Here is a 23,223-nt window from a genome sequence, read left to right as displayed (position 1 = left end):
CGGGAAGAACTCGTACCACGAGCCGTACAGCGCGCGTTCACGCTCCACCAGCAACGGCATCGCGTCGGAAGCCGTCACCAGCTCGCGCAGCGGATAACGGGACAGCAGCGCCTCGACCCGCGGGCCGAGCGCCGCCTTCAGACGGTCGTGCACCGACAGGCGGTCGTCGCCGAGGGCGTGCGCGGCGGCCAGCACCAGGTCCCGCTCCGGTCCTCTCGGCACTCCGGCGGCCGCGCGCTCGTACAGTTCCGCGCCCTCCTCCAGGACCAGACCGGTGTCGATCCCGGCCGGCACCTTGACGGACGCCGTGTGCCGCCAGGTCGCCAGCGGATGGCTCCAGGCCTCCACACGGAACGTCCAGCGGCCCGTGATGTCCGGGGTGATCTCCGCTCCCCAGCGGTCGCTGCCCTCGGACAGCTCCCGCATCGGCGTCCAGGGGCCGCGCCGGCCCCGGGGATCGCGCAGGACCACGTTGGCGCCCACGGCATCGTGCCCCTCGCGGAACACGGTGGCCGTGACCTCGAAGGTCTCCCCGACCACCGCCTTCGCGGGCCGCCTGCCGCACTCAACGGCCGGCCGGACGTCACGTACCGGTACACGGCCGATGGCCGGGGTCCTGCGCATGTATCTCACCTCCGCCGTGCGCGAAGCCGGGCCCGCGGCCCGGCTTCGCGGTCCGAGACGGGCCGACCGCGTCGGTCCCGTGGGGGAACGCCTTGTACGGTGCCAGGTCAGGAGCTTGGCGCCGTGGAACGCCGCTCCGGCGGCGGCGCGCTTCTCGCCGTCCGGCGCGGCTGCGGCCGCCCGTCCTGCTCTCGCAGGTAGGTGACCTGAGTGGTGCGCAGATAGCGCTCCGCGGCCTCCGCGGCCTCGCGGGCACAGCGCTTGCCCATCAGAACGCACAGCGTGTAACCCGAGTCCTCGAAGGTGGCCCGGACCGTGCGGTCGTGGGGCGAGGCGAGCATGACGCGCTCCCACGCCCGGTAACGCCGCAACTGCCGGGCCACTTCGGCCTTGGCGGGTAGCAGCATCGCCTTGTTCACCCTCCACGCTCTCGACTGGGCGCGTTCCCGGCGGTCGGGTGGTGTCCGCGCGCGGGGAGGCACGGCACCGTTACGGCGATCGAGGCTTTCACTTATGGTGCACGGACGATGACCCAGCGTCTTGTTGGACCTTCAACCATTGCGGGTGTCGGGCGTTCGTGTTGCACGAATGGCGTAGCGCCCGCACCGTGGAGGTGACTCAGAAGCGATCAGCGCTCACGCTGTGTGTCCGGGATCCCTCCCGGAAGGGGCGAGGGCAGCGAGAGCTTCGCCGGTGAGGAGCAAGCGACGATGAAGACCGCAGTGCCCTGCTACTACCACCTCGACGTGGAAGTCAGCCCGGAACGGGTGGGACAGGTCAGCCGCATCCTGGCCGCCCACTTGCGCTACTGGGATCTGGAGAACCTCACGGATCCCGTCTGCCGTGGTGCCGAACTGCTGTTGCGGGCGATCAACGAGCACGCCAGCGACAAACACACCTCGATCGAGATGTGGTGGAACGGCCAGCACCTCATCACCGCCTTCGGTGACGACGACCCCGACCTCCGCCCCGACCAGGACCTGCGGGCCTGCCTGGCCGACATCGCCGCGATGAGCGACGGCTGGGGCTGCTGCGCCTCGGAAACCGGCAGCAAGATCATCTGGTTCTCGCAGCGCGCCCGTGCCAGCCCGCGGGTCCCGCTGGTGCCCCTCACCCCCGAGCCCGCCCTGCGCACGGGCCTGAAGGTACCGCGGGCCGAGCCCGTCGTCGCGCTGGCCGCTCCCGCCGCCGACGCTTCGGAGGGCAGCCGGTGACCGCCCGCAAGGCCCGGAAGGGGGTGCCCGTATGGAGCGGGCACCCCTACCCGTTGGGTGCCTCGTTCGACGGACAGGGCACCAACTTCGCCCTGTTCAGCGAGGTCGCCCAGCGCGTCGAACTGATCCTGGTCGACGACGCGGGCAAAGCGAGGCCGGTCCGGCTGCACGAGGTCGACGGATTCGTCTGGCACGGCTATCTGCCCGGCGTCGGCCCCGGCCAGCGCTACGGCTACCGGGTGCACGGACCCTGGCAGCCCTCGCTCGGCCACCGCTGCAATCCGGCGAAGCTGCTGCTCGACCCGTACGCCCGGGCCGTGGACGGCCAGATCGACAACCACGCCTCCCTCTACGAGCGCGCCCCCGACGGACCCGCCCCGGTCGACAGCGCCGGCCACTCGATGCTGGGCGTGGTCACCGACCCCTTCTTCGACTGGGGCGACGACCGCCCGCCGCGCACCCCGTACGCCGACTCGGTGATCTACGAGGCGCACGTGCGCGGCCTCACGCGCACCCACCCCGACGTCCCCGAGGAGCTGCGCGGCACCTACGCCGGGATGGCCCACCCCTCGGTGGTCGAGCACCTGACCTCGCTCGGTGTCACCGCGGTGGAGCTGATGCCGGTGCACCAGTTCGTCCAGGACGGCGTCCTGCAGGACCGCGGGCTGTCCAACTACTGGGGCTACAACACCATCGGCTTCTTCGCCCCGCACAACGACTACGCCGCCTTCGGCAGCCGGGGCCAGCAGGTCACCGAGTTCAAGGCCATGGTGAAGGCGCTGCACGCGGCCGGCCTCGAAGTGATCCTCGACGTGGTCTACAACCACACCGCCGAGGGCAACGAGATGGGCCCGACCCTGTCCTTGCGGGGCATCGACAACGCCTCCTACTACCGGCTGGTCGACGGCGACTGGGCGCACTACTACGACACCACCGGCACCGGCAACAGCCTGCTGATGCGGCATCCGTACGTGCTCCAGCTGATCATGGACTCACTGCGGTACTGGGTCACCGAGATGCACGTCGACGGCTTCCGCTTCGACCTCGCGGCCACGCTGGCCCGGCAGTTCCACGAGGTGGACCGGCTCTCGGCGTTCTTCGACCTGATCCAGCAGGACCCGGTGATCAGCCGGGTCAAGCTGATCGCCGAGCCCTGGGACCTCGGCGAGGGCGGCTACCAGGTGGGCAACTTCCCGCCGCTGTGGTCGGAGTGGAACGGCAAGTACCGGGACGCGGTACGGGACTTCTGGCGGGCCGAACCCGGTGCGCTCGGCGAGTTCGCCTCCCGGCTCACCGGCTCCTCCGACATCTACCAGCACAGCCGGCGCCGCCCGCGCGCGAGCGTCAACTTCGTCACCGCGCACGACGGTTTCACGCTGCGCGACCTGGTGTCGTACAACGACAAGCGCAACGAGGCCAACGGCGAGGACAACCGGGACGGCGAGAACCACAACCGGTCCTGGAACTGCGGCGCGGAGGGCGACACCGACGAGCCGGCCGTCCTGGAACTCCGCGCCCGCCAGCAGCGCAACCTGCTCGCGACCCTGCTGCTCTCGCAGGGCATCCCGATGCTCTGCCACGGCGACGAACTCGGCCGCACCCAGCGCGGCAACAACAACGCCTACTGCCAGGACAACGAGATCTCCTGGATCGACTGGGAACTCACCGACGAGCAGCGGGCCCTCGCCGACTTCACCCGGCGTCTGATCGCCCTGCGCGCCGCGCATCCGGTGCTGCGCCGCCGGCGCTTCTTCCGCGGCGAGACCGCGACCAACGCCGCACAGCCGCTGCCCGACCTGATGTGGCTGCGGCCCGACGCCCGCGAGATGACCGAGCGGGACTGGCAGCGCGAGGACGCGCACTCGGTCGCCGTGTTCCTCAACGGCGACGCCATCGCCGAACGCGACCCCTACGGGCGCCGCATGGTCGACGACTCCTTCCTGCTGCTGGTCAACGGCTACTGGGAACCGGTCGTCTTCCGGCTGCCCGCCGACTCCTTCGGCGAGCGCTGGACCACCCTGATCGACACCGCGGATCCGGAAGGCGTTCCCGACGAGCGCGAGCGCAAGGCCGGCACCCGGCTGCGGGTGGAGTCCCGTGCCCTGATCCTGTTGTCCCGCCCCTCGCACACCGTCGGCGGGCGGCCCTCACGCACCGCAGGGTAGCGGTCCTCGCGCGGTCCCCCGTGTCCCCGGGGAACCGCGCGAGGGCCGCTCAGCGAGTGCGGCGAGACGTCACCGTGAACTGCGCCCCGTCGGGATCGCGCAGGATCGCCTCGTCGTCGCCCTCGCTCAGCACGCTGCCGCCGTGCTTCTCCGCCGCCCGGGCGCAGGCGGCCACGTCGGCCACGGCGAAGTGGACCTGCCAGTGCGGCCGAACGGAGGGGTCGGGGGCGGCGCCCACCGCGCCCGAGTCGATCCGCGCCACGATGTCGCCCTGGCTGCGCAGCACCACCTCGCCGCCCTCGTACTCGACCTCGCAGCATCCGGCCTGCCCGGACGCCCAGTCGAGGATCTCGCCGTAGAAGATGGCCGAGTCGAAGGCGTCGCGGGTGTGCAGCCGGATGAACGTCGGTGCCGCCCGCCGCCACGCCTCCCAGTTGGAGACCAGCTCTCCCTGCCAGATGCCGAAGGTCGCCCCGTCCCGGTCGGCGAGCAGCGCGGCCCGGCCGGGCGGGAAGGACAGCGGGCCGACGGCCGCCGTACCGCCGCGTTCCCGGGCCCGGGACACCGCCAGGTCGGCGTCCGGCACGGCGAAGTACGGCGTCCAGGCGACCGCCATCTGCCACATGGCGGCGACGGCGGCGATCCCGGCCACCGGCACCCCGCCCGCCAGGGCGATGCGGAAGTGCTCGCCCAGCTTCGCGCCGCGCCAACGCCAGCCGAGGACGGCCGAGTAGAAGTCCTGGGTGGCCTGGAGGTCGCGGCTGGTCAGGCTGACCCAGCACGGTGCGCCGAAGACGGAGTTCGTGGACAGGACGTCTTCTCTGCGTCTCGATCCGGTGGCGCTCGGGCCGTCACCGACAGGGATGTGTTCGTTCATGGCAGTCGCGTCCTGCTCTCGGGGCCCGGCGGCCACCGCTCATGCCCAGTGTCCGGCCGGACGGGCGTCGGGTGCCTGTCGAGTACCCCGGGTGGCGGGGGGTACGGGCCGCTCGGGCCGCGCGCCCAGGGCAGGGCCGCCGACCACGCGCGGGGGCGCGCGGCGGTCCTCAACGGACCTCGGAGAGCAGTTCCTCGCGCAGCCGGTCGAAGCAGCCGCTGAGCAGCCGCGAGACGTGCATCTGTGAGATGCCGAGCTGCTCGGCTATCCGGCTCTGTGTCATGCCGCGGAAGAACCGCAGATAGAGGATGGTGCGTTCGCGCTCGGGCAGGGCCTCCAGGAACGGTTTGACCGCGTTCCGGTCGACGACGAGGTCGAAGCCGGGGTCGGGCTCCCCGAGGGAGTCCCCGAGGGCGTAACCGTCCGTACCGGCCACCTCGGCGTCCAGCGACAGCGCCGAGAAGCACTCCAGCGCCTCCATGCCGGTGCGCACCTCGTCCTCGGTCAACCGGGTGAACTCGGCGATCTCGGCGACGGTGGGCGCCCGGCCGGAGGTGGTCTGCGCCAGTTCCTTCGTGGCGGAACGGACCCGGTTGCGCAGGTCCTGCACCCGGCGGGGCACGTGCAGCGTCCACATGTGGTCACGGAAGTGCCGCTTGATCTCCCCGGTGATCGTGGGCACGGCGTACGCCTCGAAGGCGCGGCCGCGCATCGGATCGTAGTGGTCCACGGCCTTCACCAGACCGAGCGCGGCCACCTGGTAGAGATCCTCCAGGGCTTCCCCGCGGCCGCGGAACCGGATGGCGATCCGCTCGGCCATGGGCAGCCACAGCCGGACCAACTCGTCCCGCAACGCCTGCCGCTCGGGATCGTCGGTCATCCGCGAGAGCCGCTGGAAGGACTCCGCCGTGTCGGGGGCGTCATCGTGGGGATGTGGTTTCGTGCCGCCGGTGACACGCATCGTGCGCACCTCTCTCAGCGGGTGCCGGATGGACGGACACCGTGGAAGGCGCTCGGACGGCAGGAGAACATCGGGATACCGGGGCGTCCGGCGATGCCGCTTCCACGGACGTGCCTCCTGTCCGAAGCACTGGTGTTCGCTTTCCCGTTTACGGACATCACAAAACAATCGTGCCATAAAGGACGGATCGGCCCCTCTTGACCGGTCCTTGGGCGGAATTACCTCTGTAACAGAGATAATCTCCGGATGTGCAGACCGAAGCGGGCCGACGGGCGACAGCGGCGTCCGAGGCCTTTCCCGTGGAACTGGCCGACGCGCTCGTACGCATCCAGCGACTGATCCGGCGACGGCTGCGCGGCGGGCTGACCGGCCCCCGGCTGCGCGGTGCCGAGGTGGAGCTGCTGCGGCTGGTGGAGTCCCGGCCGGGCATCGGCATCTCGGAAGCGGCACGGGAGCTGCACCTGGCGGGCAACTCCGTGTCCACCCTGGTCAACCAGCTCGCCCGGGACGGATATCTGCTTCGGGAGACCGATCCGGCCGACCGTCGAGCCGCCCGCCTGTTGCTGACCGACGCCGCCGTCGGACGGCTCGCGGACTGGCAGCGCCGCCGGGCCGAGCTGTTCGGCCGGCACGTCGCGCGGCTCGACGACACCGACCGCGAGGCCCTGCGCGCTGCCCTGCCGGCGCTGCGCAGGCTGGCCCTCACCCTGCACGAGGAGGCCGAGGAGACATGAGGAAGCCGAGACACCATGACGAGTGACACCGCCGGCCCGGCGGCCCCGTCCGGGCCGCCCGGCGCCCCCGCCGAAGCCGTCACCTGCACCGGGCTCACCTACGCCTTCGGCGAGACCAACGCCGTCGACGAGCTCGACCTGTCCGTCCGCACCGGCGAGGTGTTCGGGCTGCTCGGACCCAACGGCGCGGGCAAGACCACCGCCATCCGCTGCATCACCACGCTGCTGCCCGTGCCCGCCGGCACGGTCGGTGTCCTCGGGCACGACGCGGCGAAGGAGCGCATGGCCGTGCGCCGCCTGCTCGGGTACGTCCCGCAGCAGCTCTCCGCCGACAGCGGGCTCACCGGGCGGGAGAACGTCGCCCTCTTCGCCCGCGTCTTCGACGTGCCGCGCCGCGAGCGCGCCGAGCGCGTCGCGCAGGCCCTCGACGCCGTCGACCTCGCCGACGCCGCCGACCGGCTCGCCGGCACCTACTCCGGTGGCATGATCCGCCGTCTCGAACTCGCCCAGGCCCTGGTCAGCGCCCCCCGGCTGCTCATCCTCGACGAGCCCACCATCGGCCTGGACCCGATCGCCCGCACCGGCGTCTGGGAGCACATCAACACCGTGCGCGCCGCCACCGGCATGACCGTCCTGGTCACCACCCACTACATGGACGAGGCCGACCAGTACTGCGACCGGATCGGCCTCATGCACCGCGGCCGCGTCCGCGCCCTCGGCACCCCGGGCGAACTGCGGGCCGGACTCGCCGAACGCCAGGGCACCACCACCCTGCCCACGCTGGAGGACGTCTTCCGCGACGTCGCCGGCAGCGGCCTCGACGACACGTCCGCAGGAGGTTTCCGCGATGTCCGAAGCACCCGCCGCACCGCGCGCCGCGTCGGCTGACGGCACTGCCGTGAAGGGCACCGCGCTGCTGCTCACCCCACCGGTGCCGCGCGCCGGCTGGCGGCTGCTGCCCGCCCGGGTCGCCGCGATGTGCGCCGTGGAACTGCAGAAGCTGCGCCACGACCGCACCGAGCTGTACACCCGGGCCGTGCAGCCCGCCCTGTGGCTGCTCATCTTCGGGCAGACCTTCACGAGGATCCGGGCGATACCCACCGGGGGCGTTCCCTACATCGACTACATGGCGCCCGGCATCATCGCCCAGTCGGCGATGTTCATCGCGATCTTCAACGGCATCCAGATCATCTGGGAGCGGGACGCGGGCATCCTGAACAAGCTCCTCGTCACCCCGACCCCGCGCTCGGCACTGATCACCGGCAAGGCGTTCGCCGCCGGGGTGAAGTCGCTGGTGCAGGCGATCGTCGTCATCGTCATCGCCGCCCTGCTCGGGGTCGCCCTCACCTGGAACCCGCTCAAGCTGGTCGGCGTCGCCGTCGCGGTGGTCCTCGCCTCCGTGTTCTTCTCCTGCCTGTCGATGACCATCGCCGGCATCGTCCTCAGCCGCGACCGGCTCATGGGTTTCGGGCAGGCGATCACCATGCCGCTGTTCTTCGGCTCCAACGCCCTCTACCCCGTCTCGGTGATGCCGGGCTGGCTACAGGCCGTCAGCAAGGTCAACCCGCTGAGCTACCAAGTCGACGCCCTGCGCGGCCTGCTGCTCGGCACACCCGCGCATCTGGCCGCCGACTTCGGGGTGCTGGCGATCGCCGCCGCCCTCGGCATCACCGCGGCCTCCTCGCTGCTCGGCCGCCTCGCCCGCTGATCTTGCCCCCGGACGTGATGTGCGGCACGCGCGCGTGCCGCACCCGGGGACGCCCGAAACGAGTTCTTCCTGGGCAGCGCTTGATCACCGAGCAAAGCGGGTTAATCCCCTGGCCACGGCGCATTCCGCTCATTTGACAGTGCGATCGGCGCACAGATAGACAGCAGCTCTCGAAGGTCGAGAGGGGCACTGTGTACGAGCCGAACGTGGTCGGGGACTGGCACGAGTACGACGAGCATGCCGGTCTGCGGGTCCGCGTCCATCGTCTGGAGGCGGCCGAGCCGCCCCGCGGACGCGACGACGCCGCCGACGGGCTGACGTACTTCAGTGTCCGGGTCACCGTCGAGAACCGCGGGGTGCGCCACTACGGCATCCACCTGGAGGACGGCCAGGCCGACGTCCGGGTCGGCCCCGACGGCGAGGGCGCGTTCATCGACTGGCGCAGCTCCCAGTTCATCGAGGGCTTCGACGTCTATCCGCTGCGCCGGGCCACCGCCGTCCTCTACGCCGCCGCACCCGAGGCCGCCCTCACCCAGGTGGACGTGCAGGTGCAGTTGCGGGTGGAGGAGGAGTGGACCGAACGCCGGCTGTGGGCGGGCGGCATCGGCATCGGCATCGTGGAGGGCACCGCCCCGGCCGCGCCCACGGGCACCGGCCAGTCCGGTCTGGCCCACCAGGTCAGCGCCTTCCTGAAGGACCAGACGGAGCCCGGCACCCCCTGACCCCGGCCGCGCGCCGTCCTACGGCAGCCGGACGGCCGTCATGCGGCCGCGCGGTCGCCGCCGGGCCGTCAGTGCGGGATGCCGTCGATGATCTCGCGCGCGCCCTGCCTGAGCAGTGCCACCGCGACCGAGGTGCCGAGCGTGGCCGGATCCAGCCGGCCCGCCCACTCGTGGGCGTTCAGCCGGACCTTGCCGTCGGGGGTGAAGACACAGGCCCGCAGGGAGAGTTCACCACCGCGGTCCATGCGCGCGTAGCCGGCGATCGGGCTGTTGCAGTGGCCTTGCAGTACGTGCAGGAACATCCGCTCCGCCGTGGCCTCGCGGTGCGTCGCCGGGTCGCCGAGCCCGGACACCGCGTCGATCACCTCGGTGTCGTCCTCCCGGCACTGCAGGGCGAGGATGCCCGCCCCGATCGGCGGCATCATCGTCTCCGGCGACAGCACCTCGCTGATCACGTCCGTGCGGCCGATGCGCTCCAGACCGGACACCGCCAGCAGCAGCGCGTCCGCCTCCCCGGCGGCCAGCTTCTCCAGCCGGCGGTTGGCGTTGCCGCGGAACGGCACGCACCGCAGCCCCGGATGGGTGGCGGCCAGCTGGGCGATCCGGCGCACCGAGGAGGTGCCGATCCGGGTGCCCGCCGGCAGCTCGTCCAGGGTCAGACCGCCCGGGTGGACCAGTGCGTCGCGGACGTCGTCCCGCTTCAGGAACGCGGCGAACACGGTCCCGGCCGGCAGCGGACGGTCGGCGGGCACGTCCTTCACACAGTGCACCGCGAGGTCCGCCTCCCCGGCCAGCAGGGCCGCGTCCACCTCCTTGGTGAAGGCCCCCTTGCCCTCGACCATGGACAGGTCGCCCATCCACTTGTCGCCGGTCGTCTTCACCGGGACGACCTCGTTGCGCACACCCGGGTGCAGCACGGCCAACTCGGCGCGGACGCGCTCCACCTGGGCCAGGGCCATGGGCGAGTCGCGGGAGACGATACGGATCAGTTCCGGCGCAGACATGGGGGACACGATAGACCCTGGGGGCGAAGGGGCCCGACGGGTCACAGCATGACGTGTTTGACCTGGGTGTAGTCGAGCAGGCCGGTGAGCGACAGGTCGCTGCCGTAGCCGGAGTGCCGTACGCCCCCGTGGGGCATCTCGGAGACCGTGGTGCCATGGGTGTTGACCCAGACGATGCCGGTGCGCAGCGCCCGGCTCGCCCGCATCGCACGGTCGTGATCCCGGGTCCAGACACTCGCCGCGAGCCCCTGGGGAACGGCGTTGGCCAGGCGGAGGGCCTCCTCCTCGTCGCCGAACGGCTGGACGGTGACGACCGGGCCGAACACCTCCTCACGCACGATGGCGTCGTCCTGCCGCACCCCGGCGACCACCGTCGCCTGATGGAAGAACCCGGGCCGGTCCAGGGCCGCGCCACCGGTGACGACCTCGGCGTGGTCCGGCAGCCCGGCCAGCAGTCCGCGCACGGAGGCGAGTTGGGTGGCGTGGGCGAGCGGGCCGAAGTCCGGGTCCGCCTCGTCGGGGCCGCCCGGCCGCAACCGGGCGGCCCGGTCGGCGAAGGCGGTGACGAAGGCGTCGTACACCCGGCGGTGCACCAGCAGCCGGGTCGCGGCCGTACAGTCCTGGCCCGCGTTGTAGAAGGCCAGGGACGACAGCCGTGCGACGGCGTCGTCGAGATCGGCGTCCTCGTGGATCAGGACCGGAGCGTTGCCGCCGAGTTCCAGATGCAGCCGTTTGAGGTCGGCGGCCGCCGCCGCGGCGATCTCCCGCCCGGCCCGCACACTGCCGGTAACGGCCACCAGCCGGACGCCGGGATGGGCCACCAGCAGCCGCCCGGTGTCCCGGTCGCCGCACACCACGTTGAGCACGCCGGGCGGCAGGTGCTCGGTGGCCAGCCGGGCCAGCATCGTGGCGGAGGACGGTGTGGTGTCCGACGGTTTCAGCACCACCGTGTTGCCCGCCGCCAGCGCCGGGGCGACCTTCCACACCGCCATCATCAACGGATAGTTCCAGGGCGTGATCTGCGCGCAGACACCGACCGGTTCACGGCGCAGCGCCGAGGTGCGGCCGGGCGTGTACTCGGCGGCGGCCGCGCCCGGCAGATTGCGCGCGGCACCGGCGAAGTACCGCAACACATCCACGATCGCGGGCAGTTCGTCCGCCAGGAACAGCGCGCGCGGCTTGCCCGTGTCGGTGACCTCCGCGCTCGCCACGGCGCCGGCGTCGCGCTCCAGGGCGTCGGCGATCCGCAGCAGCGCCCCCTGACGGTGCGCCGGGGTCGTGAGCGACCAGCCGGTGAACGCGTCCTCGGCCGCGCGCAGAGCCGCGTCGACGTCCTCGGCGCCGGAGAGTGGCGCGCTGCCGTGCACGCGTCCGGTGGCCGGGTCGACCAGGAGCGAGATGGCCCCGGACGCGGCCGGTACGTCCTCGCCCCCGATGTGGTTGAGGACGGTCGTCGAACGAGCGGTGTCAGCCACGGCGCAGGGCCTCCTCGGCGGCGGCGCGGCCGGTGCGGACCGCGCCCTCCATGTAGCCGGCGACCCACTGGTCGGAGCCGCAGACGTAGAACGCGGGTTCGTGGGTGCCGTGCAGGGGGCCGACGGCCATGACCTCACCGGGCGGCCACTGGGTGACATAGCCGCGCGTCCACGGGTCGGTGCCCCACAGCCGCAGATGGCAGGAGAGCGGTCGGCGGGCCGCGTCGCCGAACATGGCCGCCACCTCGCCGAGGAGTTCGGCGGTGCGCAGCGCGGGCGGGGTGCCCAGCAGGACGCCGTAGCGCTCGGGCGGTATCAACGCGGACAGTACGCCCTCGCTCTGCGGCCAGGTGCTGCCCAGTACCCCCTCGGCCTCGGACAGGCCGTTCCGGCCGGCCGCGCGCCAGAACGGGGCGTCGTAGACGGCGGCGAACTTGGCCGCGAGGGCCTGGCGTTGGCGGTGCAGCGAGGCCAGCCGGGCCTCGCCGACGCCGGTGACGCTCACCTCCCGCAGCGGCCCCACCGGCAGGGCGCTCACCACGGCCGACGCGGTCAGGACCTCGCCGGTGACCAGACGCACCCGGCAGCGACCCGGCCGGATGTCGACACCGGTGACGGGCGAGCCCAGCCGGATACGTCCCGCCAGTTCGCGGCCCATGACCTCGGCGAGGGTCGCCGAGCCGTCGGCCAGCCGCAGTCCCTCCCAGTCCTCGTAGTCGTAGTCACCGCCGCCGGAACCCGGTACCGCCGCGCTCTTGCGCAGCGCGGCCAGCAGCGAGATCCGCTCGTAGGACCCCCCGGCCAGGGCGAGCTGCCCGATGTCCCACAGCCGTACCACGGCGGGCGTGGCCTGCCGTGAGCGCAGCCAGTCGGCCACGGACAGCCGGTCCAGGGAGGTGGCCCGCGGATGCGACCACGGGTCGTCGGGGTCGACGGTGGCGGCCAGGGCCGAGAACTCGGCGCCGAGCCGGGCGTGTTCGGCCGCGTCGCCGGGGCCGAACCAGTGCGGGGGATCGCCGGCCGAGTGCCCCTCCGAGGTGGCGCGGGTGATCACGCCGGGTTCGTCGACGTAGCTCGGTATCAGCTTCAGGCCCAGCTCGCCGGCCAGTTGGAGGTAGGCAGTGTGGCCGCGGCCCACGACCTCACCGCCGAGCTGCACGGTGCGGCCGTCGGGCGTACGGATCTGTTCGACCCGGCCGCCGACCCGGTCCCGGGCCTCCAGGACCAGTACGTCGGTGCCGCCGGCCGCCAGGTCCCGGGCGGCGGCGAGCCCGGCCAGACCGGCGCCCAGCACGATCACGTCGTGATGCATCAGCTTCGCTTTCGTCAGGAGGGCGGATCAGGCCAGGACCAGACAGTGTTCGGGCCGCCAGCCGAACTCCACGCTCTCGCCGCCGCTCCAGCGGTCCTCCATGCGCGCCCGGTCCGTGTTCTGCTCCAGCACCGACAGCGTGACGCCGGGCCCGAGTTCGATCAGATAGGTGGTGGTGGGGCCGCTGTAGACCGTCTCGCGAAGCACGCCGGTGAGCACGGACATGCCCGGTTCGAAGTCGGACAGCCAGATCTTCTCGGGGCGCACCGAGACGCTGACGGCGGTGCCGTCCTTGATGCCGCTGCGCCGGCCCACCGGCAGCGCCGGACCCCGCTCCAGGGCGACCTCGCCGTCCCGGTAGGTGCCCGTCATCAGGTTGGAGGTGCCCATGAAGGAGGCCACGAAGCGGCTCGCCGGATGCTCGTAGACGTCCTCGGGGGTGCCGCACTGCTCCACGCGGCCGGCGTTCAGCACCGCGATCCGGTCGGACATGGTGAGCGCCTCGTCCTGGTCGTGCGTGACGAACACGAAGGTGATGCCGACCTCACGCTGGATCTGCTTCAGCTCCACCTGCATCTGCCGGCGCAGCTTCAGGTCGAGGGCGGCCAACGGCTCGTCGAGGAGGAGCACGGCGGGCCGGTTGACCAGGGCGCGGGCCAGCGCCACCCGCTGGCGCTGCCCACCGGAGAGCGTACGGGGCTTGCGCTCGGCCAGCCCGCCGAGCTGGACCAGCTCCAGCATCCCGGCCACGCGCCGGCGGATCTCGCCCCGCTCCACACCACTGCGCCGCAGACCGAAGGCGATGTTGTCGGCGATGCTCAGATGGTCGAACAGGGCGTAGCTCTGGAAGACCGTGTTGACGTTGCGCTTGTTCGGTGGCAGCCCGGTCACGTCCTCGCCGGCCAGCAGCACCGAGCCCTCGGTGGGATCGGTGAACCCGCCGATCATGCGCAGCGAGGTGGTCTTGCCGCAGCCGGAGGGGCCCAGCAGCGAGAAGAACTGACCGGCCGCGATGTCGAGGTCGAGATCGCGCACGGCGTAGGAGCCCGCGAATTGCTTGGAGACGCCGTCGAGCCGGACGGCCGGGGTCGCGTCGGTCGCGTCCATGGAAGTCACTCCCCGGAGAGGATGTCGAGGCCGCCGCGGCGGCCGAAGAGGCGCGGGATGAACAGCGCCAGGGCGATCAGGCAGACGGACCCGGCGAGCATCAGGGTGCCGACGGCGTTGATGGTGGGCTGCACGCCGAAGCGGATCGCGGAGTAGATCCGCACCGACAGCGGCTGGGGGTCGACGCCGGTGGTGAAGTAGGCGAGCACGAAGTCGTCGAAGACGAGCGCGAAGACCAGCACGGCGCTGGCGAGCACGGCGGGCAGCAGGGCCGGCAGGGTGACGAGCCGCACCGCCTGCCAGCGGGTGGCGCCGAGGTCCATCGCGGCCTCCTCCACCTCGGGATTGAGCGCCGCGACCCGGGAGCGCAGGACGACGGTGACGTAGGAGATGGAGAAGGTGATCTCCGACAGCATCACCGTGCCGGTGGACAGGGCCACGCCCAGCCCCTTGAACAGCAGCATCGACGCCACCCCTGTGACGATCTCCGGGGTGATCAGCGGCACGAGCATCACGAGGCCGGCGAGCGTGCCGAGCCGGGTGCGACAGCGCACCAGACCGAGCGCCAGGGCAACGCCGAGCAGCACCGAACCGGCCATGGCCACCAGGGAGATCCGCAGGCTGGTGCCGAGCGAGGAGATCAGCACGTCGTCGTGGGCGAAGGCGCGGTACCAGCGCAGGCTGAACCCGCCGAAGACGGTCAGGGACTTCTCGGAGTTGAAGGAGAACAGGGCCACGATCGCGATGGGCAGGTACAGCAGCGCGAAGAACGACGCCGTGACGGCGATCAGGACGCGCGGCCGCCGGTCGGCGCGGCCGCGCCGCGAGCGGGACCCTACGGCGGGCCGGGCGGGGGCGGTGGCCGAGGGCAGGCGCAGCAGGGTCATCGGCGGGCCTCCGCCTCGTCCTTGCGGGTGCGCCGCAGATAGCCGAACATCCCGACCAGCAGCACCAGCATCAGCAGCATGGTGAGCGCCGAGCCGAGCGGCCAGTTCTGGCCCTGGAAGAACTTGTCCTGGATGAGATTGCCGATCATGACCTGGTCCGGTCCTCCCATGAGCTGAGCACTGACGAAGTCGCCCATGGCGGGCAGGAACACCAGGACGAGCCCGGCCGCGGCGCCCTGCCGGGTGGCGGGCAGGGTGACGAAGAGGAAGGTCCGCACCGGACCGCCGTACAGGTCGCGCCCGGCCTCGACGAGGGAGACGTCCAGCCGTTCCAGGGCCGCGTACAAGGGGATGATCATGAAGACGACGAAGCCGTAGACCAGCCCGGCGATCACCCCGAAGCCGGTGTTGAGGATCTTCGTGTGGTCGTCGGCCAGTCCGATCGCGCGCAGTGCGCGCAGCACCGGCCCGTCGTCGGACAGGAGCACCGACCAGCCGTACATGCGGACCAGGTAGTTGGCGAAGAACGGCACCACGATCGCGGCGATCAGCGCGTTCTTGTACCGGCCGCCGTACAGGGCGATGGTGTACGCCACCGGGTAGGCGATCAGCAGGCACACCACACAGGTGACGACGGCGTAGCCGAGGGAGCGTGCCAGCACCTCGGTGTAGGCGGGGTCGGCCAGGGCGCGGATCCCGGCGAAGTCGAAACCGAAGCGGGGATTGCCGAGTTCGTCGGTGGTGCCGACGGCGAGCACGGCGACGAGCAGCAGCGAGGCGATCAGGAACCCGGTCATCCACAGGGTCCCGGGCAGCATGAACCAGGTCCACATCCGGTCGCCGGAGGCGTTCGGGCGGCGCCGGCGGGCGGGGGAGGAGCGGTGACGCAGCGGTGCCATGGCTCAGCCCGCCTTCACATGGGTCCAGGCGGTGTCGCGGGCGTCCTCCGCCGCGCGGCCGCCGTTGCGGAAGTACAGGTCGGCCTTGAGGTCGGCCTCGGTGACGAGGCACTGGGGGAAGGGTTTGACCAGGTCGGCGTAGGTCTTCTCGGAGCCGGCCACCGGCATCGGATAGCCGATGTACTCGATGTTCTTCCGCACGTTCTCCGGCCGCAGCATGTAGTCGATGAAGAGCATGGCGGTGCCGGGGTGCGGGGCGTTCCAGGGGATGGCGTAGCAGTCGGAGTTGATCGGCGTGCCCTCCTTCGGGGCCTGGAAGCCGAAGACGGAAGGGTCCTTGGCCTGGTTGAGCATGGCGGCCATGTCACCGCTCCAGGCCTGGGTCATGACCGCGTTGCCGTTGAGGAGGTTGTTGTAGCTGTCGCTGGAGAACCCGCGCAGGCGGGGACGCAGGGTGCCCAGCAGGGAGGTGACGCGGTCCAGTTCGCGGACGTCTCCGGTGCTGACGTCGAGGCCGAGTTCGAGGGCGCCCATGCCGAGGACCTCGTCGCGGTCGTCGAGCAGGAAGACCTTCCCCTTCGCCCGGTCGCTCCACAGGTCGCGCCAGGAGCCGGTCAGTTCGCCGATCCGGTCGCGCCGCCAGCCGATGCCGGTCTTGTACACGGTGAAGGGGACGGTGTGGGCCGAGCCCGGGTCGTACCAGGGGTCGGCGAAGTAGTCGTAGGTGCCGAACACGGCCTGGGCGTGCGGGAGTTGCGCATGGTCGATACGGCGTAGCCGGCCGCCGCGCACCAGGCGCTGGGCCCACTTGGCGGTGGGAAAGACGATGTCGTAGCGGTTGCCGGCATTCAGTTTGGCGACCATGCCCTCCATGGAGTCGAAGTTCGACTGGACGACCCGGACGCCGTACTCCTTCTCGAACCCCTTGAACACGGACGGGTCCACGAAGTCGGCCCAGTTGAAGTACACGAGATCACCGTCGACGCGGGCCTGGACGGGGGCGAGGGCCTTGGCGTCGGGCTTCTTCGCCGGCAGGAAACCGCAGCCGGTGGCCGCGGCACCCAGCAGGCCGACGGCACCGGCCCGCAGCACGGCGCGGCGGCCCGGCGGGGAGGCCGGACCGGGGAGTGGTTCGGGGTGATCGGATCGATCGGGGTGATCGGGCTGATCGGGGGACATGAAGCGTCCTCTCCGTCGAGGAACGGCACAAGTCCAGGGCGGACCGGCTGGTCGGCTCGCTACGGGCCCTGACTCCGTAGGGAAGACCGGTCTGGGGAGGCTGCGGGAAGTGGCTCAGCGGGGCAGGGGTAAGCCCACGACGTGGAAGCCGGGGCCCGGCGGGAAGGACCGGGGGCGGGGGCGCGGTTCGGCGGCCGTCACCGGGCGCCCTGGGCCAGGTCGTCCCGGACCCGGCGGGCGAACCAGCCGACGGCGGCCTCTCGGCCGGAGAGCGGCCCCGGCTCGAAGCCCGGCGTGCGCAGACCGGCCTGCACGCGCTCCACCAGCTCGGCGTCCTCGTCGTTGGTGACCCAGCCGATGTGGATGTTCAGCCGCCGGGCCAGCCGGGTGCGCACGTTCTCGCCGTGCCGGGTGTAGAAGGCGCCGGGGATCGCCGCCCGGTCCTGGGCGGTGGGCAGGGAGGTCCACGCGAGCACGTGGTCAGGGTAGAAGTCGATGAGCGTGTTCGGATAGATCACGGCGTACCGCCACACCCGCCGGTCGGCCTCGGTCAGCCCCGGCATCGGGCTGGCGAGGCGCTGGTAGAGCCGCTCGGTCCAGTTCGAGGACGGCTTCTCACGCAGGGGCGACTCGAACAGGACGTAGTTCTCTCGCACGTCCACCGTGTACGCCTGGTAGTCCAGCAGACGCATCAGCGCGGGATGGGCGACGGGGACGTGATAGCCCTCGAGGTAGTTGTCGACGATCACCTTCCAGTTGGCGTTCTGCTCCTCCGCGCCGGCGAGGTCGTGGATGCGGTGCCTGCCCACGGGTACGAGGTCCGCTCCGGCGTAGTGACCGACGGCCTCGGCGAGTCCCGCGCAGGCCTTGGCCAGGGGCGCCGCCTCCAGGTCGAGGTTGGCGAAGACGAAGCCGAGGAAGGACTCCACGTTGACCGGGTGGAGGCCCAGCCGGGGCTTGTCGAGACACGGGATCCGGCGCGCCTCGGGAGCGCCGACGAGCCGGCCGTCCAGCTTGTAGGTCCAGCCGTGGTACGGGCAGCGGATCGCCTTGCCCGACGGCTCCGGGCCGGTGACCAGACGGGTGCCGCGGTGGCGGCAGACGTTGAGGTGGGCGGCGAGCGAGCCGTCCTCGGTACGCACGACCAGGACCTCCCGGCCGGCGACCGTGGCGGTCAGCCGGGCGCCAGGTCCGGCGAGGTCGGACTCGTGGCAGACGAGCTGCCAGGACTTGGCGAAGATGCGTTCCGTCTCGGCCTCGGCGAGGGCCGGATCGGTGTAGTAGCGGGCGGCCAGCGCTGCGCCGGGGTCTTCGGCGGGTGGTCGCGGCGGGGCCGCGGATGCGGTGTCCGTCCCGGTGGTCGAGGGGTGCATGGAGTCCTCCTCCGCGCCGCGGCGGCGGCGATGGGCGGTGAGGCTGCGGGCGGGAGGCCCGGCCGGTGCCACTGCGACCCGGCCGGCGATCCCGACTGACTAATTGGTTAGTCAGAGTGGGACCAGGGTGGGGCCAAGTCAAGACTTGTGGGCTGACTAATCAGTTAGTTAGTGTCGTGTCAGGTCGGACGCGTCGGCTCCAGCAGAGGGCTGCCCGGGCGCGTCCCGTGGTAGCGGCCCGTCCGAGCCGCCCCGCTCCTCTCCCCGCCCGACCGGTCTTCAACTCGCGGCCCGACTCGCGGCCCGAGTCGCTCCCCCGACGCATCTAGCGGGAGCGGGCAGCGGAGCATCCCCGTCCGCCATCGCCGCGCCGCGCCGTCGCCGCTACCACCGCGAAGGCACGCACCCGGAGGCACGCAATGAGCGCTCGCCGAAGTCTGGTCTGGCTCGGTCTCACCCCGGAGCCCGAGAAGGAACTGCCCACCGTGGTGGCCGCCCTGCGGTCCGCCGCGGGCGACCGTCCGGCGTCCGGCCACGACACCGTCGATCGCAGACCGCCGTCCGGTCTCGTCGCCGCCGAGCGGCGTCGCGTCGAGCGGCTGGTGCTGCGCGGTACCCAGCGCGGCTGGCTGCGCTACCTCGACGAGGTCGCCGACCTGGTCGTGGCCTCCGCGACGGGACCGGCGCCCGCCGATCCGGGGCCGGCGCTCGTGGCCGGGGAGGTCGTCCTCGATCACCACCGCATGCTGATCGGCCTGCCGGGGGCCGGTTACGCCCGTACCGCCGGCCGGCGGCGGGACCTGGAGCGGGCGCTGGCCCGATTGCGGGCGGGGGCCGGGGCCGGGGCCGGGTCCGGGGCCGGGTCCGGGGCCTTCGGGGGAGACGGCACGGGCGTCGGGCGAGACGGCACGGGCGTCGGGGGAGACGGCACGGGCGTCGGCACGGCGACCGGTGACCGTACCCACGTCGACGGCGGTGGCGACGGCGCTTGCGTGGCCGGCTCCTTTCCTTCCTCCGGGTCTGGCCGGGGTGACGGCGACGGCGCGGCCGGTCCCTTGTCTTCCTCCGGATCCGGCCCGGGCGACGGCGACGGCGCGGCCGGTGCCCTCCCATCCTCCGGATCCGGCGGTGGCGACGGCGCTTGCGTGGCCGGCTCCTTTCCTTCCTCCGGGTCTGGCCGGGGTGACGGTGCTGGCGTGGCCGGCTCTCTCCCTTCCTCCGGATCCGGCTGCCGCGACGGCGCCGACGCGGCCGAAGGCGGCCTCCCTTCCTCCGGATCCTCCGAGCCCAGGAGCACCGCATGACCGGCGTCTTCTCCCTCCTCCCCGAAGGACGGCCCGGCCTCCTCGAACCGCCGGCGGCCGCCGCCCGGCTGTCCGGCGGCGTTGAGGACGTCTCCCGGTACCTGGCCGCAGGCGGCTACGCGGCACTGCCCGTCCCCGGCCGACTGCTCGACCGGATCGCCGCCGTGGGCCTGCGGGGCCGGGGCGGGTCCGGTTTCCCCGCCGCCGTCAAACTGCGCGCCGTCCGCGACGCCCCGGGCGTGCCCGTGGTCGTCGCCAACGGCGAGGAGGGCGAGCCGGGCTCGGTGAAGGACCGCTGGCTGCTGCGCCACCGCCCGCACACCGTGCTGGACGGCATCCGGCTGGCCGCGGCCATGACCGGCGCCGAACGCGGCTGGGTCTACCTCTCCGACGCCCCCGCCGAGCGGGCCGTGCGCCGGGCGCTGGCCGAGCGTCCGGCGGGGCCGCCCATCGACGTCGTACGAACGGAGCACACCTACGTCGCCGGGGAGGAGACCGCGGTCGTACGGCGCGTCGACGGCGGTCCGGCGCTGCCCCGGGCGAAACCCCCGCGCCCCTTCGAGAGCGGGGTCGGCGGTGCTCCCACCCTCGTCGCCAACGTGGAGACCCTCGCCCGCATCGCGCTGATGCACGCACGGCCCGAGGCGGCGGACACCGTCGCCTGGGCCCATCTGGTGACCCTCTCCGGCACGAGCGGCACCCGAGCGGGCGCAGGCCCCGGGGACACGGCGGTCCTCGCCGAGGTGCCCGCCGGTACGCGTCTGGGGGCCCTCGCCGATCTGTGCGGCCGCCGCAGTGCGGGTTCCGTGCTGCTGGGCGGCCTGTTCGGCGGTCTGCACGGCACGGGCTGGGCGGACCTGCCCCTCGATCACGACCGCCTGAGCGCGGCCGGCGGTGCCCTCGGCTGCGGGGCACTGCACTTCCTGCACCCCGAGGACTGTCCGGTCGCCGTGGCCGCCGAGGCCGTCGCCTACCTGGCCGCGCAGAGCGCCCGGCAGTGCGGGGTGTGCGTCTCCGGCACCAGGGCCCTGGCCGAAACCCTCGAGGCCGTCGCGCGCGGGGAGGCGGACACCGAGACGTCCGGCAGACTGCGCCGCTGGTCGCAAGGGCTCCCCGGGCGCGGAGCCTGCGGGCTGCCGGACGCCGCCGCCCGCGTCGCCGGCTCCCTGCTCACCCACTTCCCCGACCGAGTCGAGGGGCACCGCGTCTTCGGCTGCCCCGCCTGCGCCGACGCCGGCGCACCGCCGGACGACGGCCGTCGCTTCACCGTGCCGGTGCCCTGATCCGCCTCCTGCCCCCCCCGCGCCTTACCCGCCCCCGGCCACTCTCTCGAACTCTCACACCGCCCCCGCCTCGCACCGTCCCCGCCGTACCGAGAGGACCGTCATGAAACTGCTGCTGGACGCCACCCGCTGCCAGGGCTACGGCTTGTGTCAGGAACCCGCCCCCGAGCTGATCGACCTCGACGAGTGGGGTTATGCGCGACTGCGCGGGGCGCCCGTCGCCGAAGGCGGCGAGGAGGCCGCCGAGGCCGCCGTCGCCGCGTGCCCCAACTCCGCGCTGAAGCTGGTGAAGTGAGATGGGGCGCGATCTGTCGGCCCTCTTCGACCCGGTCTCCGTCGCGGTAGTCGGAGCCAGCGACGATCCCGCCAAGTACGGCCACGCCATCGCCGCCCAGGCACTTCGGGCGAACGGACGCCGCCCGCTCCACCTGGTCAACCGGCGCGGCGGCACCGTGCTCGGCCGTACCGCGGCCCCCAGCCTGAGCGCGATCGGCGAATCCGTCGACCTCGCCGTGGTCTCGGTGCCCGCCGCCGGCTTCGAGGAGGCCGTCGAGGAGGCCCTGCACTGCGGTGCCCGGGCGATCGTCGCGATCACGGCCGGGTTCGCCGAGACCGGTGAGGCGGGCCGCGCCCGCCAGCGGGCGGTCGCGGAACGGGTGCGGGCCGCCGGTGCCGTCATGGTCGGCCCCAACTGTCTGGGCCTGGCCGACAACACCACCGACCTCTTCCTGGCCTCGGACTCCTTCACCCCCGGCGGCGTGGCGCTGCTCAGCCAGAGCGGCAACCTCGCCCTCGAACTCCAGCTCCGCTTCGACCCCCACGGCCTGGGCTTCTCCCGCTTCGTATCGCTGGGCAACCAGGCCGACGTCACCCTCGTCGACCTCCTCGCCGACTGCGCCCGGCACGAGGGCACCCGCGCCATCGCCGTCTACGCGGAGGACTTCGGCGACGGGCGTGCCTTCGCCGAGGCCGCCGCCGACGCCGGGAAACCGGTGGTGCTGCTGACCGCCGGTCGGGGTGACGCCTCCGCGCGCAGCGCCCAGTCGCACACCGGTGCCCTCACCACCTCCGCCGACGTGGTGAGCGCCGCCTGCCGGGACGCCGGCGTCGAACTCGTCACCAGTCCCCGGGAACTGACCGTCGTCCTCGCCGCGTTGGACGGCGGACGCCGATCCGCCGGGCGCCGGGTCGCCGTGCTCACGGACGGCGGTGGACACGGTGTCGTCGCCGCCGACGCCGTCGAGACGGCCGGCCTGACCGTGCCCGAACTGCCGGCGATGACACGGGGGTTGCTGCGCGAGGCGCTGTGGGAGCAGTCCGCCGTCGCCAACCCGGTCGACCTGGCCGGCATGGGCGAGCAGGATCCCGGTTCCTACGCCCGGACCGTCGCCGCGCTCCTGGCCGCCGAGGAGGCCGACGCCGTCCTGCTGACGGGATACTTCGGCGGCTACGCGGCGGCCGACGGCGGGCTCGGCGGTGGCGGTACGGCACTGGCGCACGGGGAGCAGCAGGCCGCGCGCCTCATCGCCGCCCGCCATCGGTCCACCGCCAAGCCCCTCGTGGTGCAGTCGATGTATCCGCGGTCACCGAGCTGCCGTATCCTCGCGGCCGCCGGCGTCCCGGTGTTCGACGCCACGGAGGACGCCGCCCGCGCCCTCGCCGCCACCGCACCGGGCAGGGACGGCGGCCACCTCACGCCCCTTCCCGCGCCCGCCCCGCCGCTGCGCGCGAGCGGCTACCTCGACACCCGCCGCGCACTCGCGGCGGCCGGACTCCCTTTCCCCGAGGCGCGGGAGGTCCACGACGAAGAGGAACTCCGCTCCGCCGTGGCCGAGTTCTCCGGGCCCTACGTGCTCAAGGCCCTGCATCTGCTGCACAAGTCCGACGCGGGGGGTGTGGCGCTGAACCTGGCCGGCCCCGGCGAACTGCTCGCAGCCTTCCGGGAGATGCACGCCCGCCTCGCGGCACCCGCCTACTCGGTGGAGGCCATGGCCGACCTGTCCGACGGCATCGAGCTGATCGTCGGCGTCCACCACGACCCGCGCTTCGGTCCGGTGGCCATGGTGGGCCTCGGCGGCATCCTGGCGGAGGCGCTGCACGACGTCGCCTTCGCACTGGCCCCCGTGCCCGCCGACCGAGCCGAGCGCCTGCTGCGCGGGCTGCGCACCGCCGCCCTGCTGGACGGCGTACGCGGCAGGCCGGCCGTCGACATCACCGCCGCCGCGGCCGCCGTGGAGAGCATCACCACGTTCGCCGCCGCCCACCCGGAGATCGCCGAGATCGAGGTCAACCCCCTCCTGGTACGCCCCGGTGGGGTCCTCGCCCTGGACTCCCGCGCCGTACTCGCCTGACCGCTTCGACCCGGCCGACCGCCCCCGCCCCGACCGTGGCCCGG

At 72.6% G+C, this 23,223-nt stretch carries 22 protein-coding genes; 10 read left to right on the top strand and 12 right to left on the bottom strand.

What is annotated here, in order from left to right; translation table 11 throughout:
• Both ACIBA9_RS29560 and ACIBA9_RS29555 read right to left on the bottom strand, forming a co-directional pair.
• Positions 1 to 624, bottom strand: a 624-nt coding sequence (locus ACIBA9_RS29560; protein WP_399367724.1) for a maltotransferase domain-containing protein, incomplete at its 3' end; no start/stop codon positions are given.
• 107 nt (positions 625 to 731) lie between these two features.
• Entirely contained in the window at positions 732 to 1,031 is a 300-nt protein-coding gene (locus tag ACIBA9_RS29555; protein WP_362165320.1) for a DUF5133 domain-containing protein, read from the bottom strand.
• A gap of 303 nt (positions 1,032 to 1,334) precedes the next feature.
• Between ACIBA9_RS29555 and ACIBA9_RS29550 the strand changes: the two genes are divergently transcribed.
• A complete protein-coding gene (locus tag ACIBA9_RS29550) occupies positions 1,335 to 1,838 on the top strand; it encodes a pep a2 (protein ID WP_399367721.1) in 504 nt (167 codons plus the stop codon).
• Positions 1,835 to 4,003 carry a glycogen debranching protein GlgX gene (gene glgX, locus ACIBA9_RS29545; protein WP_399367719.1) on the top strand — a complete coding sequence of 723 codons (2,169 nt, stop codon included), beginning with the start codon at positions 1,835 to 1,837 and terminating at the stop codon, positions 4,001 to 4,003. Before ACIBA9_RS29550 ends, glgX begins: the two co-directional genes overlap by 4 nt.
• Positions 4,004 to 4,052: 49 nt before the next feature.
• Here glgX and ACIBA9_RS29540 read toward each other — a convergent pair whose 3' ends face one another.
• Both ACIBA9_RS29540 and ACIBA9_RS29535 read right to left on the bottom strand, forming a co-directional pair.
• On the bottom strand, positions 4,053 to 4,880 hold the full coding sequence (locus ACIBA9_RS29540) for a VOC family protein (RefSeq protein ID WP_399367717.1): 828 nt from the start codon (positions 4,878 to 4,880) through the stop codon (positions 4,053 to 4,055).
• Positions 4,881 to 5,049: 169 nt separating this feature from the next.
• Positions 5,050 to 5,841 (bottom strand): RNA polymerase sigma factor SigF, encoded by a 792-nt coding sequence (locus ACIBA9_RS29535; protein ID WP_393902473.1) that lies wholly within the window; start codon positions 5,839 to 5,841, stop codon positions 5,050 to 5,052.
• Between the two features lie 248 nt (positions 5,842 to 6,089).
• Between ACIBA9_RS29535 and ACIBA9_RS29530 the strand changes: the two genes are divergently transcribed.
• The 4 genes from ACIBA9_RS29530 to ACIBA9_RS29515 all read left to right on the top strand — a co-directional run bounded on the left by ACIBA9_RS29530 (position 6,090) and on the right by ACIBA9_RS29515 (position 9,005).
• Positions 6,090 to 6,575: a MarR family winged helix-turn-helix transcriptional regulator gene (locus ACIBA9_RS29530; protein WP_399367714.1), complete on the top strand. Its 486-nt coding sequence runs from the start codon at positions 6,090 to 6,092 to the stop codon at positions 6,573 to 6,575.
• A gap of 15 nt (positions 6,576 to 6,590) precedes the next feature.
• On the top strand, positions 6,591 to 7,463 hold the full coding sequence (locus ACIBA9_RS29525) for an ABC transporter ATP-binding protein (protein ID WP_399367712.1): 873 nt from the start codon (positions 6,591 to 6,593) through the stop codon (positions 7,461 to 7,463).
• Positions 7,423 to 8,283 carry an ABC transporter permease gene (locus ACIBA9_RS29520; protein ID WP_399367710.1) on the top strand — a complete coding sequence of 287 codons (861 nt, stop codon included), beginning with the start codon at positions 7,423 to 7,425 and terminating at the stop codon, positions 8,281 to 8,283. Before ACIBA9_RS29525 ends, ACIBA9_RS29520 begins: the two co-directional genes overlap by 41 nt.
• A gap of 191 nt (positions 8,284 to 8,474) precedes the next feature.
• Positions 8,475 to 9,005 (top strand): hypothetical protein, encoded by a 531-nt coding sequence (locus ACIBA9_RS29515; protein ID WP_399367708.1) that lies wholly within the window; start codon positions 8,475 to 8,477, stop codon positions 9,003 to 9,005.
• 68 nt (positions 9,006 to 9,073) lie between these two features.
• On the opposite strand, the gene hemC is transcribed toward ACIBA9_RS29515, so the two are convergent.
• From hemC to ACIBA9_RS29475, 8 genes are all read right to left on the bottom strand, one after another.
• Entirely contained in the window at positions 9,074 to 10,009 is a 936-nt protein-coding gene (gene hemC / locus ACIBA9_RS29510; RefSeq protein WP_399367706.1) for a hydroxymethylbilane synthase, read from the bottom strand.
• 41 nt (positions 10,010 to 10,050) lie between these two features.
• On the bottom strand, positions 10,051 to 11,484 hold the full coding sequence (locus tag ACIBA9_RS29505) for an aminobutyraldehyde dehydrogenase (RefSeq protein ID WP_399367704.1): 1,434 nt from the start codon (positions 11,482 to 11,484) through the stop codon (positions 10,051 to 10,053).
• On the bottom strand, positions 11,477 to 12,796 hold the full coding sequence (locus ACIBA9_RS29500; protein ID WP_399367702.1) for a flavin monoamine oxidase family protein: 1,320 nt from the start codon (positions 12,794 to 12,796) through the stop codon (positions 11,477 to 11,479). Before ACIBA9_RS29500 ends, ACIBA9_RS29505 begins: the two co-directional genes overlap by 8 nt.
• A gap of 27 nt (positions 12,797 to 12,823) precedes the next feature.
• A complete protein-coding gene (locus tag ACIBA9_RS29495; RefSeq protein WP_399367700.1) occupies positions 12,824 to 13,903 on the bottom strand; it encodes an ABC transporter ATP-binding protein in 1,080 nt (359 codons plus the stop codon).
• 5 nt (positions 13,904 to 13,908) lie between these two features.
• A complete protein-coding gene (locus ACIBA9_RS29490; protein ID WP_399367698.1) occupies positions 13,909 to 14,790 on the bottom strand; it encodes an ABC transporter permease in 882 nt (293 codons plus the stop codon).
• Entirely contained in the window at positions 14,787 to 15,689 is a 903-nt protein-coding gene (locus ACIBA9_RS29485; RefSeq protein WP_399367696.1) for an ABC transporter permease, read from the bottom strand. Before ACIBA9_RS29485 ends, ACIBA9_RS29490 begins: the two co-directional genes overlap by 4 nt.
• Before the next feature lie 3 nt (positions 15,690 to 15,692).
• Entirely contained in the window at positions 15,693 to 16,868 is a 1,176-nt protein-coding gene (locus ACIBA9_RS29480) for a spermidine/putrescine ABC transporter substrate-binding protein (RefSeq protein WP_399367694.1), read from the bottom strand.
• Positions 16,869 to 17,065: 197 nt separating this feature from the next.
• The gene (locus ACIBA9_RS29475) at positions 17,066 to 18,241 is read right to left on the bottom strand and encodes an aromatic ring-hydroxylating dioxygenase subunit alpha (protein WP_399367692.1); all 1,176 of its coding nucleotides are present in this window, start codon (positions 18,239 to 18,241) and stop codon (positions 17,066 to 17,068) included.
• Between the two features lie 419 nt (positions 18,242 to 18,660).
• Here ACIBA9_RS29475 and ACIBA9_RS29470 point away from each other — a divergent pair, with 419 nt between their 5' ends.
• From ACIBA9_RS29470 to ACIBA9_RS29455, 4 genes are all read left to right on the top strand, one after another.
• Positions 18,661 to 19,545 carry a hypothetical protein gene (locus ACIBA9_RS29470; protein WP_399367690.1) on the top strand — a complete coding sequence of 295 codons (885 nt, stop codon included), beginning with the start codon at positions 18,661 to 18,663 and terminating at the stop codon, positions 19,543 to 19,545.
• A complete protein-coding gene (locus tag ACIBA9_RS29465; RefSeq protein WP_399367688.1) occupies positions 19,542 to 20,828 on the top strand; it encodes an NADH-ubiquinone oxidoreductase-F iron-sulfur binding region domain-containing protein in 1,287 nt (428 codons plus the stop codon). Before ACIBA9_RS29470 ends, ACIBA9_RS29465 begins: the two co-directional genes overlap by 4 nt.
• A gap of 103 nt (positions 20,829 to 20,931) precedes the next feature.
• Positions 20,932 to 21,123 (top strand): ferredoxin, encoded by a 192-nt coding sequence (locus tag ACIBA9_RS29460; protein ID WP_399367686.1) that lies wholly within the window; start codon positions 20,932 to 20,934, stop codon positions 21,121 to 21,123.
• Position 21,124: 1 nt separating this feature from the next.
• Positions 21,125 to 23,179: an acetate--CoA ligase family protein gene (locus ACIBA9_RS29455; protein WP_399367684.1), complete on the top strand. Its 2,055-nt coding sequence runs from the start codon at positions 21,125 to 21,127 to the stop codon at positions 23,177 to 23,179.
• The last annotated feature ends 44 nt before the right edge of the window (positions 23,180 to 23,223 follow it).

The sequence above is a fragment of the Streptomyces sp. NPDC051452 genome, assembly GCF_044454765.1.
In the GTDB taxonomy this organism is placed as follows: domain Bacteria; phylum Actinomycetota; class Actinomycetes; order Streptomycetales; family Streptomycetaceae; genus Streptomyces.
Note: the sequence above shows the minus strand (reverse complement) of the source record. Positions and strands in the feature narration are given on the sequence as shown.